Genomic DNA, 15533 nt, shown 5'->3' with positions numbered 1-15533 from the left:
TTTCAGTGCCAGGCAAACTTTTACTTCTCTGAAACGTTAAAGTCCACCGCAACATTCAATGTGTCGTCTAATTCCTTGCTTACAAGGTTGATGATATCAACAACAGCAGCATTGCTAAGCTTTTTATCAGATTTTACTGTGACATTTACATCATCGCCGTCAATTTTAACAAGCGCGGCATTGTAATCCATGGAAACAATCAAGGATTCCAGCATTCCTTCCTTTACGGATACATCAGATAGCTGTTTAATTGATTCGTGCGCTTTATTGCGTTCTTCAGCAGGAAGATCTGTATTCGCCATTACATCTGTAAGCTCTTCTCTAAGCCTGCTGCGCTCGTCTTCAATCTCAAGGCGCATTGCCTCAAAAGCTTCATCATCAGCAGTAGTTGTGATAGTTTTGGATGCAGTTCCGTCAGCCTTATCTGTTCCCTTTTCTTCAGTTGTAACTGGATTTTCTTTTACCGTTTCCTGCTGTTTGTCCTCTTTTTCGCCGGTTGCTGCCATATTGGTTGGGTTCGGCTCCGGTGTGGTCAAATAGTATACCGATAATACGACTACCAGACTTAGCATTGTCAATAACCAAACTGTTTGCTTTTTTAATAACATTTTACATTTCCCCCTTATTTTTTAGGCATTACAGCGATCCGGTGGGTTGGAACATCCAGAGAACGCTGCACCGATTCAATAATCCATTTTTTCACTTGTATATTCCCTGCTCCCTTGGCAACAACCAGTACACCTCTGATTTTTGGCTTTTTGGTTTCCAGAACGAGCGGAACTTCCTTTTCACCTGAACGGATTATTACTAGCTGCTCATCAGTCGAGGAATCTTCCACAACACGTTTTCCGCCATCCTGATCAGTTTCATCTGTTACTTGTTTTTGTGTGACTTTATTTTTCTCGTAAACCTTTTTTTCTGAAGCATCAACATTTATAATTACGCTGACATCATCCACACCATTTATTGCTTCAAGTGCGTCTTTCAGCTCATTCTCAAGATTTCTTTCATAATCTTTTATCGAGTTGCCTGCAGAAGCATTTTTTTTTCCAAATGCAGGCACATCCTCTGTTTCTCCTGCAGTTTCAGCTACTGCAGGGATGACTCCGGCTGACTGGTCATCCTGCCTGTCCCCTACGACATTGCTTACCATCATAATTCCCAGGCCGGCGACCATAACAATGAGAGCATAAGAGTACATGGAGGTTTTTTTTTTCTTGTCAGCTTCCCCATTTTGGCCGCCTCGCAATTTAGCCAGCCAGGAAAGCGGCCCCTTTTCATTTTTCATTATTCTCTGCCCCTCCTCTCCGCGGCAATTTCTATCATTTCCTCATCTACTGCCCATTGGGCTGCAAGGAACTCTTTTACATCCTTAAGATTCACGTTTGATTCTGGAAGAGGACTGCTCGTATCTACTACAACCTTTGCTACTGCCGCCACTTCATCATCCCTGTTCTCTGCCTGTGTCAGCGATACCGTTATACCTTGCAGATCCTCCGGGATTTGCGGCTGTTCATCATTTTTGACTGTTACATCGATTGATTCTATCGCCATCTCGTAATCTTCCATCAACTCCTCTTCCACGCCCGCCTTTAGCCCGGCAGCCATTTGTTCTAAAATATATGCACGCTGTGAGGCTTGTATTTCTTTTTTCTTCATTTCCATCAAATTTTCTGTATTTTTTTCTTCTGGACTATTAAAAGATCGGACAGTCTCAGCCATGATCTTCTCAAAATCAGCTGTAAATAAACGGAGAATCGGTGTCAGAATTGTAGCAATCAATAAAAGCCCGATAACCATTTTCGCGTATTTTTGCATGGAAGAGGTAGGCAAGAGCATGTCAATGACGGTCGCTAATAGAACAAATATAATAATATTCGTGATCCAGCCTGTTAAAAACTCCATTCCTGTTTCCTCCTAGCGCACCATCAGCGTGATATTACCGGCCGCAATTATAACTGTTATGCATAGAAAAAACATAAGTGAAACAATCGCAAGAGCTGCGAATACATAGATTATGTTTTTGCTGATAATATCCAGACATTTGATGACCGGGCCTCCGCCAAGGGGCTGCAGGAGTGCTCCCGCAAATTTATAGATAAATGCAAGCGTTAAAATCTTAATGGCCGGAAAAATGGTAATCAGCAGCAGGATGACAACTCCTGCGACGCCAACCGTATTTTTCAATAGAACGGATGCGCTGATTACCGTATCAGCCGCATCGGTAAACATTCTCCCAATGACTGGCACAAAGTTTCCTGTAATAAATTTTGCCGTCCTGATCGTAATCCCATCTGCCACTGCTGTTGATGACCCCTGAACGGAGACGACACCGAGAAAGACTGTCATAAAGATTCCCAGCAATCCAATGCCCCAATTTCTTAGGAGCTGGGCAAGCTGAGTAACTTTATATTGGTCGCTCAAAGTGCTGACAATGCTGAGCAACACGGAAAGGAATAAAAGCGGAAGGACGACAAATTGGATCAGCAGGCCTGAAGTGTTCATCAGAAAGAGTAAAACCGGATGAAAAAATGCGGCTGAAACCAGCCCTCCGGATGTCGCAATTAAGGCCAGCAAAAGCGGTATGAGTGACATCAAAAAGGCAATCATTAAATCTATCGTTTCTTTTGTGTATGTGATCGCAACATGAAAGCTATTCAATGCCAGTATGATTAAAACCATAAACACGATCGCATATGCTACTTTACTTATTGAGCTTTGTTCAAAGGCATTTTGCAGTGACTGTAAAAACATACTTAGCACTGTGAGCAGGATCAGCGACCCGAGAAGCTTACCGCCAGCAATGAGTTCATAGAAAATAAATTTTCCAATACCCTTGAACCATTCCTTTAGCGAGAATTGTTTTTCACCGCTTAGAAAGTCATAGAGACTGCCTTTCTGGCTTTCTGGCAAAAATCCGCCATATTCTATTGTAACTTTATCCCAGTAATCCCTAAGTTCTTCTACTCCCAGCTTATCTATCTGAGATTTTATCATTTCGGTCTGTGGTAACGTTTCACTTACCGCTTTTGTTTCTGAAGCCAGTACAATATCTGAGGTGCCAAAAAATAAGAGAACTATTAATAGAATTAAGGACAGGGTTTGCTGCTTCATATTATCACCTCACTGGAGCTAACTGGATTAGGACAAATTAACTGGGAATTAGCTTAATAATTGTTTCAATGATGACCGTCAAGATCGGTATTGCCATTGCCAGAATCAGCACTTTGCCTGCCAGTTCAATTTTTGATGCGATTGCCCCCTGGCCTGCATCTTTTGTAATTTGTGAAGCAAATTCCGCAATATAAGCGATTCCGATGATTTTCAGTATCGTTTCAAGATAGACCATATTTACATTTGCATTTGCTGCAATCTTCTCAATCATCGTGATAATTTCATAGATTTTATCAGCAAGGAAAAGAAAAATAGAGCATCCCGTAAATACAATCAGCAGAAATGCAAAATTAGGCTTTTGCTCTTTGACTATCAATGCAAGAAAGGTTGCCACCAGCGCGATGCCGACAATTTTTAAGATTTCGATGGCAAGTACCCCCTTAACCCTGGAACAGGAAAACTGATTTAATTTTTTGGAAAAGGTCTTCTACTATTGAAGCAACCATAAAAAGAATATAAATAAAGCCAAAAAGCGTTACCCATTGCGCATATTCCTTTTTCCCAACCTGGTCCAGTATCGTATGCAGGAATGCCACTACAATTCCGACGCCCGCAATTTTAAAAATCACGTCCACCTCAATGCCCATCCTTTATTCCTCCTACTGCTTATATCAGCAAAATTATTAATAGCAATCCTGATAGAAATCCCAGGCTTTTAAACATTTTTTCGTATTTCCCCTGGCGTTCTGCCGCATCCTGCTCTTCCCGCTCCAGTTGGGACATTGTAAGAAGAATTTTCTGCTGCTGGTGGTATCTATCATGCTGGCCTAGCGTTTCCCCGAACTGGGACAGTATTTCAAATTCCCCCTGCTTAAGCGAGAGAGATTTCCAATTCTCCCCCAGGCTTTCATCCCAGGCATTTTTAACTGTTGTTCCCCCGTCAGTAAGCTTGGCAGCGAATAATTCAAACAGAAGGGAAAGTGGTTTTGGATGCTGTTTTGCCAGCTTTAAGGCGGCTTCCCTCAGCGGAGTCTGCCCATACATAATTTCTGATTCCAATGACTGGAGGGCAGCTCTCAACTGCCTGAGCTGCCTTGTTCTTCTGCTGAGATTCTTTGCTGCTTCAATTCCAGCCCAAGTGGTTGCCATCAAAATCAAGAGGGCTCCAATTAGCTTTAGCATGAACGGATTCCACCTGCCTCCTGGAGAATCCTATTGCCTGTCCCATCGAGAACGGTCGCTATTTTTCCGGGCAAGTCTTCACGTTTCAGTTCTATAAATCGTTCAAAAATATTCTGATCCAGTATATGCTTCATGTTTGGACGCCTCCTTATTTCCTCAAGGCTTGTTCCATGTGCGGTGATCATTAGTTTAATCCCCGCGTTAACCGCTTCAAGCACTGCTGCTGCATCCTCTGGTCTGCCGATTTCATCCACTACTATTATTTCCGGACTCATAGAGCGAATCAGCATCATCATCCCCTCAGCTTTTGGGCACCCATCCAGCACATCAACTCTGGGTCCCAGTTCAAGCTGGGGAATTCCCTTTATGCAGCCGGCAATTTCCGAGCGCTCGTCTACAATTCCAACCTTTCTTGGAGAGATATTATCTTTGTCGCTTCCGCTTGAAATCAATCTCGCCAGATCCCGTAAAAGCGTTGTTTTTCCGGTCTGTGGCGGGCCGATAATCAGGGTATTTAACCATTGCTTTTGATAAACCAGACTAACCAGCTTTTCTGAGGCCCCAATTTTCTGGCGCGCAATGCGGATGTTAAACGAGGAAACATCGCGTATTGCCTTTACTGCCCCATTCTCAAGAATAACCTTTCCAGCGAGTCCTACCCGATGTCCCCCAGAGACTGTAATATATCCCCGTTTCAATTCCTCCTCCAGCATATAAAGGGAAAATTGGCTCAATTGGTTCAGTAGCTGCTGCGCGTCATCCTCATTCACCGCATACGGAAAAAATAAAACCCTGCCTGCCGCAATCACTTCAAGCGGCCTGCCAATCCGAATCCTTATTTCTTCTATCGTGCCAGCGGTGTCTGGAGGAATCAGCATTATCTGCTCTGCGATTCTGCCTGGCAGCATGGAAAGAATTTTTTTCATGATATATCCCCCTAAAATACTCTTGTCCACTACTTAAAATGTATGCCTGCCTATACACTTTATGACCATTCATTCCAAACAATCGTGTTAATGATTTTTGGAGTTAGGTAAAGTTGACCCAGAAAAAAATTTTGAGGAGATAAAACGACAAAGACCCATTTATGCACCCCATCTCATACACCGATGAGAAACCGTTTTTAAAAAAAAGACTCTATATAAAATTGCTGAAATTAATGACTGATGTAAGAAAACAGGATGGTTGTTTATCATGATTGTTTATAAGGGAAGAAATTTGAGGTATGAAGGAATATACAACAAAAAAGCTGACTCAACAAAACCGCAAAAAACGGCATGTTGAATCAGCTTTATTTCAAAAAAATTAAACTCGTCAACTGTCTCAGCTTACGCACGAGACACGTATGATGCTTCTGTTGTGTTAATAATCAATTTATCTCCCTGGTTGATGAAGAATGGTACCTGGACAGTCAACCCTGTTTCCAAAGTAGCAGGCTTTGTTCCGCCTGACGCTGTGTCACCTTTGATGCCCGGTTCTGTTTCAGTTACTTCCAGAACAACTGTGTTAGGCAGTTCAACTCCAAGCGTTTCGCTTTGGAACGTCATGATGTATACTTCCATGTTTTCCTTAAGGAACTTTAGCTCACGCTCGATTTGGTTTGAAGGAAGCTCGATTTGCTCATAAGATTCAGAATCCATGAATACATGGTTGTCACCGCTTGCATATAGATATTGCATTTTGCGGTTTTCAATATGAGCCTTACTTACTTTTTCACCTGCACGGAACGTTTTTTCCTGGATAGCACCAGTTCTTAGGTTACGAAGTTTGGAACGGACGAATGCCGCACCTTTCCCCGGTTTTACGTGCTGGAATTCGAGAACCTGCCAAATTCCATTATCCACTTCAACTGTTAACCCTGTACGAAAATCGTTAACTGAAATCATTTATTTTTCCTCCTGCTTCTATTACAAAATTATCAATTCTTTAGTCGAATGGGTCAGTGATTCGTTGCCGCTATCCGTAATGAGTGTATCATCCTCAATACGGACTCCGCCTACGCCCGGTATATAAATACCAGGTTCTACCGTGACAACCATCCCTGGTTCAAGGATCGTATCTGATTTTACAGATAACGCAGGACCTTCATGGACTTCAAGGCCGATTCCATGTCCGGTAGAATGTCCGAAATATTGACCATAGCCTTTTTCTTCAATAAGATTTCGGGTCAATGCGTCGGCTTCCCTTCCGGTCATGCCTGGCTTAATTCCAGCCATTCCGCGAAGCTGTGCCTCGAGGACAATGTCATAAATTTTCTTCAATTCTTCACTTGGCTCGCCAACCGCCAATGTACGGGTAATATCAGAAACATACCCATTATAATAGGCTCCGTAATCAAGCGTCACAAAATCACCGGCTTCAATGATTTTATCCGATGCCACTCCATGCGGCAATGCTGAACGGTGGCCCGAAGCAACGATAATATCAAAGGATGAGGATGTGGCTCCCTGCTTCCTCATAAAGAATTCAAGCTCGTTGGATACCTCCAGCTCTGTTAAACCGGGTCGTATGTAGCTGACAATGTGTTTAAACGCCGCATCGGCAATCTCTGCAGCATCCTTTAATATCTTAATCTCTGAAGGTGTCTTTATCAAGCGTAATTTCTCCACTGCGCCAGAAGTTGGCACAAGCTCCCCGTCGAATGCTTCTTCATACGCCTTAAAGGTAGAAAAGGTCATATGCTCCTGTTCGAATCCAAGCCTGCTCATTCCCATGCTTTTAGCCTGCTGGGCAACTTCTTCAATGATTGATGCCTTATGCTGGACTATTTCGAAGCCAAGTGCCTGCTTGGCGGCCTGCTCAACATAGCGGAAATCCGTAATAAATTTCGCTTCAGAAGCCGATATAAGCACAACGCCTGCAGATCCGGTGAAATTTGCGATATGCCGGCGATTATATGTACTTGTAATTAAAAGTCCGTCTATATCGTATTTTTCTAACACAGAACGCAATTTCTCCAGTTTCTCCATCTAATTTCTCCCCTTTACCATCTTTATTAATGCCGTTAGGGCAAGGTGGTATCCATCAAATCCAAGCCCTGCAATCTGCCCCTTAGCCACAGGAGCAATGACCGATATCTCCCGAAAGCTTTCACGTGCATGGATATTTGAAATATGGACTTCAATAACCGGGTAATTAACGCTTGCAATTGCATCACGCAAGGCATAGCTGTAATGGGTATAGGCTCCCGCGTTCAGGATTGCTCCATCAATTCCTTCATCCGCTCCCCTGTGCAGCTCATCAATCAGGCTGCCCTCATGATTGGATTGGAAGCAATCAAGCTCCGCCCCTGATGCCCGGGCAGTTTCAGCCAGCTCCGCTTCAAGATCAGCAAGTGTAGCGGTTCCATAATGCTCCGGTTCTCTTTTACCCAGCCTGTTTAAATTGGGTCCGTTTATCAGCAAAAATTTCATCTTTCCACCCGCTTTAATTAGTAGCTCTCTTAAACATTCAGCCCGAATGGAAAAAGAATGTCCAATATGGACATTCTACCACAATTCAAATTTGGCTTACTACTTTTTCACAGAGCGGATTACTGTTATTTCTATTCGGTTACTTCCAGTCCTTTTATCCTTTCGCGTTCAAAATACTCGAATGAAATGGAATATCCGATGAAAACCCCGTAAATTATGTAAATACATATACTCGTGATAATTGAAATGCTGTTCATTTTGGTTAGTGCTGGCATGTCAGGAAAGACAGGCGGAAATACAATTACAGTAATGGCCCAAATTATTAATCCATAGATCACCCCGCCAATCACGCTTTTTATCCGCTTCATTAAGGCATAATATATAAGAGCGGCAACAATAGAAAACAGGCTAAGCAGCAAGACGGAAATTACCACTCCAAGCCAGCCGTATACCCATTTTGCTCCGTTCCACGAGGTTAGAATAAACTTTGGGCTAATATCCATAAAGTTAAAGAAATAGGCTGCCTGAGCAATAAATCCCCAAATTATCCCTCCAGCAAAGCCTGTGATAACCACCATCATAAGAAACGATCCTATCACGATTTCATTATTGTTTTCATTCTGGTGCTGTGACACCGTCATCACCTCCGTTTCTAGTATGTCCGAATACAAAATGGAATATATTATTAACATTGCTGATTTCTTGCCCCAAAGCGAAACTATTCTGGAGGTTTTTTCTTTTTTTCGGTAAAATAGAAATTAATCCAGTGCAGTTTTTCAATACCTGCAGTGTAAATTTACAGCATAGGTTGGTGTGAAATGTCTCAGCAAAATAAACAGGTATACGGAGGCCAGGCAGTTGTAGAGGGTGTTATGTTTGGCGGAAAACGGCATACCGTAACTGCGATCCGCAGGAAAGATTCCACAATAGACTTCTTCAGGCTGCCCCGGAAAAGCCATCCATTGGCTTCAAAACTTAAAAAAATTCCGTTTTTGCGCGGAATTGTAGCAATTATAGAAGCTAGTGCGACAGGCTCAAAGCATTTGAATTTTTCATCGGAACGGTTTGATGTAGATCCGGCGGATGATGAAACTGTTAAAAAAGAAGAACCATCGAAAATAGCCATGGTATTGGGTGTTGCAGCAATCGGTGTTATATCTTTCCTTTTTGGCAAATTCGCCTTCACGCTTATCCCTGTTTTTCTGGCAGAGCTAACTCGGCCGGTTATCTCAGGCGACTTTGGTCAAATTTTGATTGAAGGACTTTTCAAATTGCTTCTTCTATTGATTTACATTTACGCGGTTTCGATGACACCTTTAATTAAAAGGGTCTTTCAATATCACGGGGCTGAACATAAAGTAATCAATGCATTTGAAAATCAAAAAGAACTAACAGTGGAAAATGTCCAGTCCCAATCCCGGCTTCACTATCGGTGCGGCAGCAGCTTTATGCTCTTCACAGTTATTGTAGGTGTTTTTGTATACACACTGGTACCGACAGATCCACTTTGGGCAAGGATATTGAATCGGTTAGCCTTGATTCCAGTTGTACTTGGTATTTCATTTGAAGTTCTTCAGCTGACGAACAAACTCAGGGATGTTCCCGTTTTGCGTTACCTCGGCTATCCGGGTTTATGGCTTCAGCTTCTGACAACAAAGGAACCAAGTGATGACCAGGTGGAAGTGGCAATTTCATCCTTTAATGAACTGCTCCGTTTAGAAAAAAGCAGTGAACAAGGTTTAAAAACAGAGGATATAGTGTAAGAAAATAACAATAGACAGTGATTCCGAATTCAAATAATTTTTTCTTTTTAAAAGTTTAAAAACCTTGAAAATTGCTCATGATGCTCTTAAGGAGGTGACTTTGTTGAATCGTTCATTCTCATATATTGTTTATGGCATCATCGCGTTAGGTGCCATTGGGTTAATAAGCCGGATGTTCCATGATCCAGCGGGCTTTTTAAGAAGTCTCTTAATTATGGCAGTTGTCGCGGGAATTGTTTATGCTCTATATAAACGATTAACAAAGGATAAACCTAACAATAAGGAGCAACGTTCATTCTCTAAGGCTGCCAGGCAATCAAAGCATCGGCAAAAGGGGCGGGAAAGTGCTTCCAAAGGGAAACGTGATAACGTTGCAAGCTTTTCAATGGCCAAAACTTCCAGTAAACTAAGAAATAGAAGAAAATCCGAAGCCCAATTGACCGTTATCGAAGGCAAAAAGGGCAAAAGGAAAAACCGTGCTTTGTTTTAAAGTGCGGTTTTTCTTTTGTGTGGGAATTTTAATCAAAAAGCAGCACTTAGCGGCTTAGGTAAAGTATTGCACCTCTGCTTCAGGAAAAAACCGCGAGACATAATTCCTCATGACCGTTTCCATTTCTTTCGCTTCCTCTGTCTGGTAAACATATTTGCCGATTCCATACCGGCCCCATTTATATTTCCTTTTGCTTTCGTCGAGCTCGAGTTTGGATTTAGGGTAGTTCTTCTGAATGACTTTTTTTGCCGGAGCAGTAAATCGATGCTGGATCAGTTCAAATGTAAGGTTGGACAGCTCCAAACCTTCCAGAGCATTGCTGAGTCTTTCAAATAACTCAAGATAACCTTCCTTCCAGCCGTCATGCAGATATATGGGCGCTACGATAAAACCAAGGGGATACCCCGCTTTTGCTACCTTCCGTGCGGCCTCAAGCCTTTCGTCAAAGCTGGAGGTTCCCGGTTCGAAATTTTTAATTACATATCGGGAGTTGACGCTGAATCGGAATCTTGTTTTGCCGTTATGGACTGCATCCAATAAGTGATCGACATGATGGAATTTTGTTACAAAACGGAGTCTTCCAAATTCTGTACGGCCAATAAATTCTATCGTCCTTTTCAAAGAGTGGGTCAAGTGGTCGATACCAACAATATCTGAGGTACAGGCTGCTTCAAATCTTGTCACTTCTGGTTTCCGTTCCTCCATATACTTTTCGGCTTGTTCAAATATCTCTTCAAGATTCACATATGTCCGGATATATGGTTTGCTTCCAAGCGTAGTCTGCAAATAACAATAATGGCAATGGCCCATGCAGCCAGTTGCCAGCGGAATGGCGTACTCTGCAGATGGTTTAGAAGTATCAAACTTTAAAGTCTTCCGAATGCCCACAACCAAGGTTGACTTAGCCACCCTGTATTTCTGAAAATCATTTTCACCTGGCAGGTTTCTGATCTGATTATGGGAAGTTGTTTCCCGTATTTCAATCCCCATGGCTTCAAACTTTTCCTTCAGTTCCCGTCCCAGCGGATATTCAAGTGCTTTAGGTTCTATATACACCAGCTGCGGAATAAAAGGGTCCATACTGCTCACCACAATCTTTGTTTATTTGCCAAGTCGGCTATTTTTATTTTTTCGTTAAAAGATTAGTTTGATGAGACAAAATATCTGGAAATTATTTATCATATGGTCTTGATAGGCAGCCGGTATCGAAGCATTTCAAAAAGGAATACGGATATATTGGAAATACCCGGTTATCCTATATTTAAGAGAAAGTTAATTTGGCTGGATGATCCCTTAAAGGAGCAGTGATTATGAAAGAGACCCAAAACACAAAGCAATATTTGAGCCATGCACCGAAAGAGGAAGTGCTGACAGTTCAGACAGGCGGGAATTTTCCAAACTTGAAGCATATTCCCGGAGATTCAGTTGATGGGCACGAGGACCAGGAAATCGCCAATAGTATAATTGGCGGCGAGGAAATTCGGCAGCAAAACGATAATTTATAAAATGAAAACTCTGCCTGGCAGCTGGCAGAGTTTTCATTTTTTGTTTAAGCTTGCTTTGTTTTCTTATTGCTGCCGCTTATCAGTTTCATCACCATGAAAATTAAGATAGCACCGACTACTGCCGCACCAATAAAACTAATGCTTAAGTAATCACTGATAGCTAAAGACATAAGCGGCGGACCAGCCGCTACCCCTATGAACCTTGCTGAACTATAAAAAGAGGAAATCGTTCCTCGCTCTTCTTTTTCAATATTCTCAGTAATAAGCGCATCAAGTGTAGGGAGCATAGCTCCAATGGCAATTCCAATCATTGTGACAATCCCCAGCAAAAACACTAAATTCTCAGTGTTCTGAGCAACGAAAAGTATGAATACACCCATGATAATTAAAGAGACAATCACAATCATTTTCATCACTTTTTTGTTCCCTTTAATCTTCATTCCCGTGATAAAAGACGAAAGGCAAAGGAAGAACAACGGAATGGCAAGGACAAAACCTTTTTTGATGCCTTTTAAATCATGCAGTTTTTCCAGGATGTCGGAGAGAAAGAAAAGTACCGCAAATAAAATGAGCATTGCAAAGCAGCCCAGTAGAAAGACAGTGTACAGCCACTTGCCTTCTTTTTTAAATAGTTTCTTTGTTTTCTTTAAAAACTCTTTAATTTTCTGCGGCTCTTCTTCTTCATCTTTTGGAACTTTGATAAAGAAAAATACAAGCAAAATCGATACTAAGCTAAAAATAGAGATAGAAAAGAACGGTAAAAACCAGAGAAAGGCGGCAAACACCGAACCGAGAATCGGGCTAAGGACCTTGCCAAAAGTATTTGAAGTTTCGATAATCCCAAGACAGGAGCTTGTTTTTTCATCATCATCTTTGTACAAGTCACCAACAAGCGGGAGAATAATGGGGGCCGCGCCAGAGGCGCCAACACCTTGTAAAATCCGGCCTATAATGATCCAAGTGAAAGGATTTTCAAGTTTCCACGATGCATACCCTGCGATCAGGCCCCCGATTAAGGCGAGGATTAAACTGGGCAATATAATTTTCTTGCGGCCCAGTCTGTCCGATAAATAACCTGCTACCGGAATCAAAAAAATCGATGCAATCGAATAGCTTGTAATAATTAAACTTGACTGAAAGGAAGTGATGCCAACCTTTCTTTCAAAAATTGGCAGCACAGGTATAAGCATCGAATTGCCAAGAGTCATTACAAGCGGTATGGATGCCATGCTGACCAGGCACCAGCGGCTGACTGTTGTTTCTTCTCCATTCTCTTTCACCAACTGCCACCTCATCCTTGTGTATAAATCATGGCTTTATTTTGTCCATACGCTGACAATTTATCTATATAAAAATTACATATCTGCTTGGGAGTTATAATGAAAATTGAAAAGCTATCTATGGAATGAAAAATCCCTTCCAAATGGAAGGGATTTGTTGTCACCAAATTAAAGTCCGCATTTTAATTGGGCACCGCAATTTGTGCACGTATTGCAGCCTCCCATTTCTTTTACCTCACCTTTACGGCATACCGGACATGTATCTCCTACTTCAGAGCCGATTGTTACGTTTGTTGAACGCAATTCGTTGATTGTATCCACTAAAACCACTTTCTTTTTCTCAGCAGGCTGTGCTTGAATCTCGTCATGCTCTTCAAAGCTGTTTTCCTCTGCTTTTAATGTGAGGACCTGGCTGTCACGGCTGCCATCCACATAAACAGTTCCGCCTTTTGCGCCCCCTTTATATAAGCGCTCGTACACTTTCTCTACCTGCTCCACGGTATATCCTTTTGGCGCGTTTACCGTTTTGCTGATCGAGCTATCAATCCAGCGCTGGATGATGCACTGAACATCGGCATGTGCTTCCGGAGCCAGCTCCATTGCCGAAACAAACCATTTTGGCAGCTGGTCTGGATCTGTTCCAGGGTTGCACTCCAAATATTCTTGTACAATATCTGCCTTCACCTCAATAAACTTGCCAAGCCGGCCGCTTCTGAAGTAAGTAAAGGAGAAGTATGGCTCTAACCCTGTGGAGACTGCTGCCATGGTCCCAGTTGAGCCCGTGGGAGCAACCGTCAACAGATGAGAGTTACGGATTCCATATTCACTGATTCCATCTTTAATATCCTGCGGCATTTTTTTCATGAATCCAGTCTCGGTAAAACGGCTGCGAAGACCATTTGTTTCCGCTTCGGTCGATCCTGTAAGGAACGGGAAGCTGCCTTTTTCTTTCGCGAGCTCAATGGAAGCCCGGTAAGCAGTAACGGCAATCGTTTCAAAAACCTTATCAACAAGCTCATTTCCTGCTTCAGAGCCGTATTCTGTTTCACAATAAATCAGCAAGTCATGCAGACCCATTACTCCAAGGCCCACACGGCGTTCGCCTAAAGCTTGCTTTTTATTTTCTTCAAGAAAGTATGGTGTTGCATCAATTACGTTATCCTGCATGCGCACACCTACTTCAACGGTACGCTTTAATTTTTCAAAATCTACTGTTTTATTCTCTTTGTCCGCCATTTTTGCAAGGTTTACAGCTGCAAGGTTACAGACTGAGTAAGGAGCGAGTGGTTGTTCTCCACAGGGATTTGTAGCCACTACCTGCTGGCCATACGCTTTTGCGTTCGTCATTTCGTTCGCATTGTCGATGAAGAAAATGCCTGGCTCAGCGGAGTAGGTTGCACAAATATTGATTAAATTCCAAAGTTCTTTCGCCTGGATGGTACGGTAGACTCGCACTTTATGGCCGAGTTTTTCCCATTCGCGTACGTCGCCGACATTGTGCCATTCTTCGTTGTATACTTTCATTTCCTCTTGGTCATATTTTTCAACATCAGGGAAACGCAATTCATATACACCGTCGTTTTCTACCGCGTCCATAAATTCCTTTGTAAGACAGACTGAGATATTGGCACCTGTAAGGAATTCAGAATTATGGACACTGTATGTTCCGCCAGCAGCCAACTTAGTTTCTGCATCTTTGATGATTTTATCGTTAAAGCCGCCTTGGCCTGGAATATTTTTATAGTTGATGATTCCCTGATACATCGCTGTTTCCTGCTCAGTAAACGGAGTAAACTTCAACTTTTCATTAGCATATTTCTTGATCGTTTCATCATTGGTATTCTCCATTAAGTAACGAAGAATCCTTGGATTTTGCATCTTAGAAATGATGAATTCAATAATGTCCGGATGCCAGTCCGCCAGCATAATCATCTGCGCGCCTCTGCGGGACCCGCCCTGCTCAACAAGATGCGTAAGCTTTGCAATATCATCAAGCCAGGATACTGATCCTGATGACTTACCATTTACGCCCTTAGCAAGGGTATTGCGCGGACGGAGTGTTGAGCCGTTCGTACCGACACCGCCGCCCCGGCTCATGATCTCCATGACCTGTTTACGGTGCTCGGAAATGCCTTCACGAGAATCTTGAACAAACGGCATTACGTAGCAGTTAAAGAAAGTTACTTCTGTATCAGAGCCCGCTCCGTAGAGTACCCGGCCTGCAGGTACAAAATTCATGCCGACAAGCTCCTGATAAAATTTCTCGAACCATTCCTTGCGTTTCTCATCAGTAGTTTCCACAGAAGCAAGGCCGGTTGCGTTTCGTTTGGCAATTTGCTCATAATAGATTTCAAGCGGTTTTTCGATTACTTCGATGGGCCGGTCTACAATGCCTGATTCAACTTCCTCGGGCTTGTCCAAAGCTCCGCGATATTCATCGTCCACAAGAACCTTAGCCTTCTTTTTCTCCCAATCAATACTGACGATAAAACCTGTTCCGCGTGCCGGGAACTTCGGGTCTTCTTTGATCGTCAGGACGACAAAATCACCATTGGTCAGCGTGATCTTCTCCGTATCCTTAAAAGAATAACGGTCGATCATGACCAGCCGCGATACTCCCTTATGAGTAGTGTTCATATCAGGGGTGATCGGGTGAACTTGCGGGAATAAGGCAATATCCTTATTTAATCTCTCGATATTGGCCTTCATATTTTGTTTTAGTACAACAGACATTAGCAGACTCTCCCTTTAACAAATTTTCATCTAAGCTGTAGTTGTCTATGTAT

General features: G+C 42.6%; 18 protein-coding genes. 3 read left to right on the top strand and 15 right to left on the bottom strand.

All coding sequences use genetic code 11. The annotated features are described in order from the left end of the window. Positions 1-20: 20 nt before the first annotated feature. The 12 genes from CVD28_RS23515 to CVD28_RS23460 all read right to left on the bottom strand — a co-directional run bounded on the left by CVD28_RS23515 (position 21) and on the right by CVD28_RS23460 (position 8344). Positions 21-608, bottom strand: a complete 588-nt coding sequence (locus CVD28_RS23515; protein ID WP_101597133.1) for a SpoIIIAH-like family protein — start codon at positions 606-608, stop codon at positions 21-23. Positions 609-622: 14 nt separating this feature from the next. Continuing rightward, positions 623-1288: a stage III sporulation protein AG gene (gene spoIIIAG / locus CVD28_RS23510; RefSeq protein ID WP_101597132.1), complete on the bottom strand. Its 666-nt coding sequence runs from the start codon at positions 1286-1288 to the stop codon at positions 623-625. Beyond that, on the bottom strand, positions 1288-1905 hold the full coding sequence (gene spoIIIAF / locus CVD28_RS23505) for a stage III sporulation protein AF (RefSeq protein WP_101597131.1): 618 nt from the start codon (positions 1903-1905) through the stop codon (positions 1288-1290). Before spoIIIAF ends, spoIIIAG begins: the two co-directional genes overlap by 1 nt. Positions 1906-1917: 12 nt before the next feature. Then, positions 1918-3114, bottom strand: coding sequence for a stage III sporulation protein AE (gene spoIIIAE / locus CVD28_RS23500; RefSeq protein ID WP_101597130.1), 1197 nt, complete (start codon positions 3112-3114; stop codon positions 1918-1920). 37 nt (positions 3115-3151) lie between these two features. Next, entirely contained in the window at positions 3152-3541 is a 390-nt protein-coding gene (spoIIIAD, locus tag CVD28_RS23495) for a stage III sporulation protein AD (RefSeq protein WP_257985969.1), read from the bottom strand. A 13-nt stretch (positions 3542-3554) separates the two neighbouring features. After that, positions 3555-3761 carry a stage III sporulation protein AC gene (gene spoIIIAC, locus CVD28_RS23490; protein ID WP_101597128.1) on the bottom strand — a complete coding sequence of 69 codons (207 nt, stop codon included), beginning with the start codon at positions 3759-3761 and terminating at the stop codon, positions 3555-3557. Between the two features lie 19 nt (positions 3762-3780). Beyond that, the gene (gene spoIIIAB, locus CVD28_RS23485) at positions 3781-4296 is read right to left on the bottom strand and encodes a stage III sporulation protein SpoIIIAB (protein WP_101597127.1); all 516 of its coding nucleotides are present in this window, start codon (positions 4294-4296) and stop codon (positions 3781-3783) included. Next, positions 4290-5222, bottom strand: a complete 933-nt coding sequence (spoIIIAA, locus tag CVD28_RS23480; protein ID WP_101597126.1) for a stage III sporulation protein AA — start codon at positions 5220-5222, stop codon at positions 4290-4292. Before spoIIIAA ends, spoIIIAB begins: the two co-directional genes overlap by 7 nt. A gap of 402 nt (positions 5223-5624) precedes the next feature. Next, on the bottom strand, positions 5625-6182 hold the full coding sequence (gene efp / locus CVD28_RS23475) for an elongation factor P (protein ID WP_101597125.1): 558 nt from the start codon (positions 6180-6182) through the stop codon (positions 5625-5627). 21 nt (positions 6183-6203) lie between these two features. After that, positions 6204-7265: a M24 family metallopeptidase gene (locus tag CVD28_RS23470; protein ID WP_101597124.1), complete on the bottom strand. Its 1062-nt coding sequence runs from the start codon at positions 7263-7265 to the stop codon at positions 6204-6206. Continuing rightward, positions 7266-7709 carry a type II 3-dehydroquinate dehydratase gene (aroQ, locus tag CVD28_RS23465; protein ID WP_101597123.1) on the bottom strand — a complete coding sequence of 148 codons (444 nt, stop codon included), beginning with the start codon at positions 7707-7709 and terminating at the stop codon, positions 7266-7268. Between the two features lie 131 nt (positions 7710-7840). Next, complete coding sequence (locus CVD28_RS23460) at positions 7841-8344, bottom strand: YqhR family membrane protein (RefSeq protein ID WP_180954289.1); 504 nt, start codon at positions 8342-8344, stop codon at positions 7841-7843. 183 nt (positions 8345-8527) lie between these two features. On the opposite strand from CVD28_RS23460, the gene CVD28_RS23455 reads away from it, so the two are divergent. Next, positions 8528-9472, top strand: a complete 945-nt coding sequence (locus CVD28_RS23455) for a DUF1385 domain-containing protein (RefSeq protein ID WP_101597121.1) — start codon at positions 8528-8530, stop codon at positions 9470-9472. A gap of 103 nt (positions 9473-9575) precedes the next feature. After that, positions 9576-9962 carry an SA1362 family protein gene (locus CVD28_RS23450; RefSeq protein ID WP_101597120.1) on the top strand — a complete coding sequence of 129 codons (387 nt, stop codon included), beginning with the start codon at positions 9576-9578 and terminating at the stop codon, positions 9960-9962. Positions 9963-10016: 54 nt separating this feature from the next. Here CVD28_RS23450 and splB read toward each other — a convergent pair whose 3' ends face one another. Next, on the bottom strand, positions 10017-11042 hold the full coding sequence (gene splB, locus CVD28_RS23445; protein ID WP_101597119.1) for a spore photoproduct lyase: 1026 nt from the start codon (positions 11040-11042) through the stop codon (positions 10017-10019). A gap of 230 nt (positions 11043-11272) precedes the next feature. Between splB and CVD28_RS23440 the strand changes: the two genes are divergently transcribed. Further along, complete coding sequence (locus CVD28_RS23440; RefSeq protein ID WP_101597118.1) at positions 11273-11467, top strand: hypothetical protein; 195 nt, start codon at positions 11273-11275, stop codon at positions 11465-11467. A 44-nt stretch (positions 11468-11511) separates the two neighbouring features. Here the strand turns inward: CVD28_RS23440 and CVD28_RS23435 are convergent, their stop codons facing one another. Together CVD28_RS23435 and CVD28_RS23430 are read right to left on the bottom strand one after the other, a co-directional pair. Next, positions 11512-12696: an MFS transporter gene (locus tag CVD28_RS23435; protein WP_101597246.1), complete on the bottom strand. Its 1185-nt coding sequence runs from the start codon at positions 12694-12696 to the stop codon at positions 11512-11514. Between the two features lie 219 nt (positions 12697-12915). Next, on the bottom strand, positions 12916-15480 hold the full coding sequence (locus tag CVD28_RS23430; RefSeq protein ID WP_101597117.1) for a vitamin B12-dependent ribonucleotide reductase: 2565 nt from the start codon (positions 15478-15480) through the stop codon (positions 12916-12918). Between the last annotated feature and the right edge of the window lie 53 nt (positions 15481-15533).

This window comes from Bacillus sp. M6-12, assembly GCF_002860285.1.
Lineage (GTDB): Bacteria > Bacillota > Bacilli > Bacillales > DSM-1321 > Peribacillus.
Note: the sequence above shows the minus strand (reverse complement) of the source record. Positions and strands in the feature narration are given on the sequence as shown.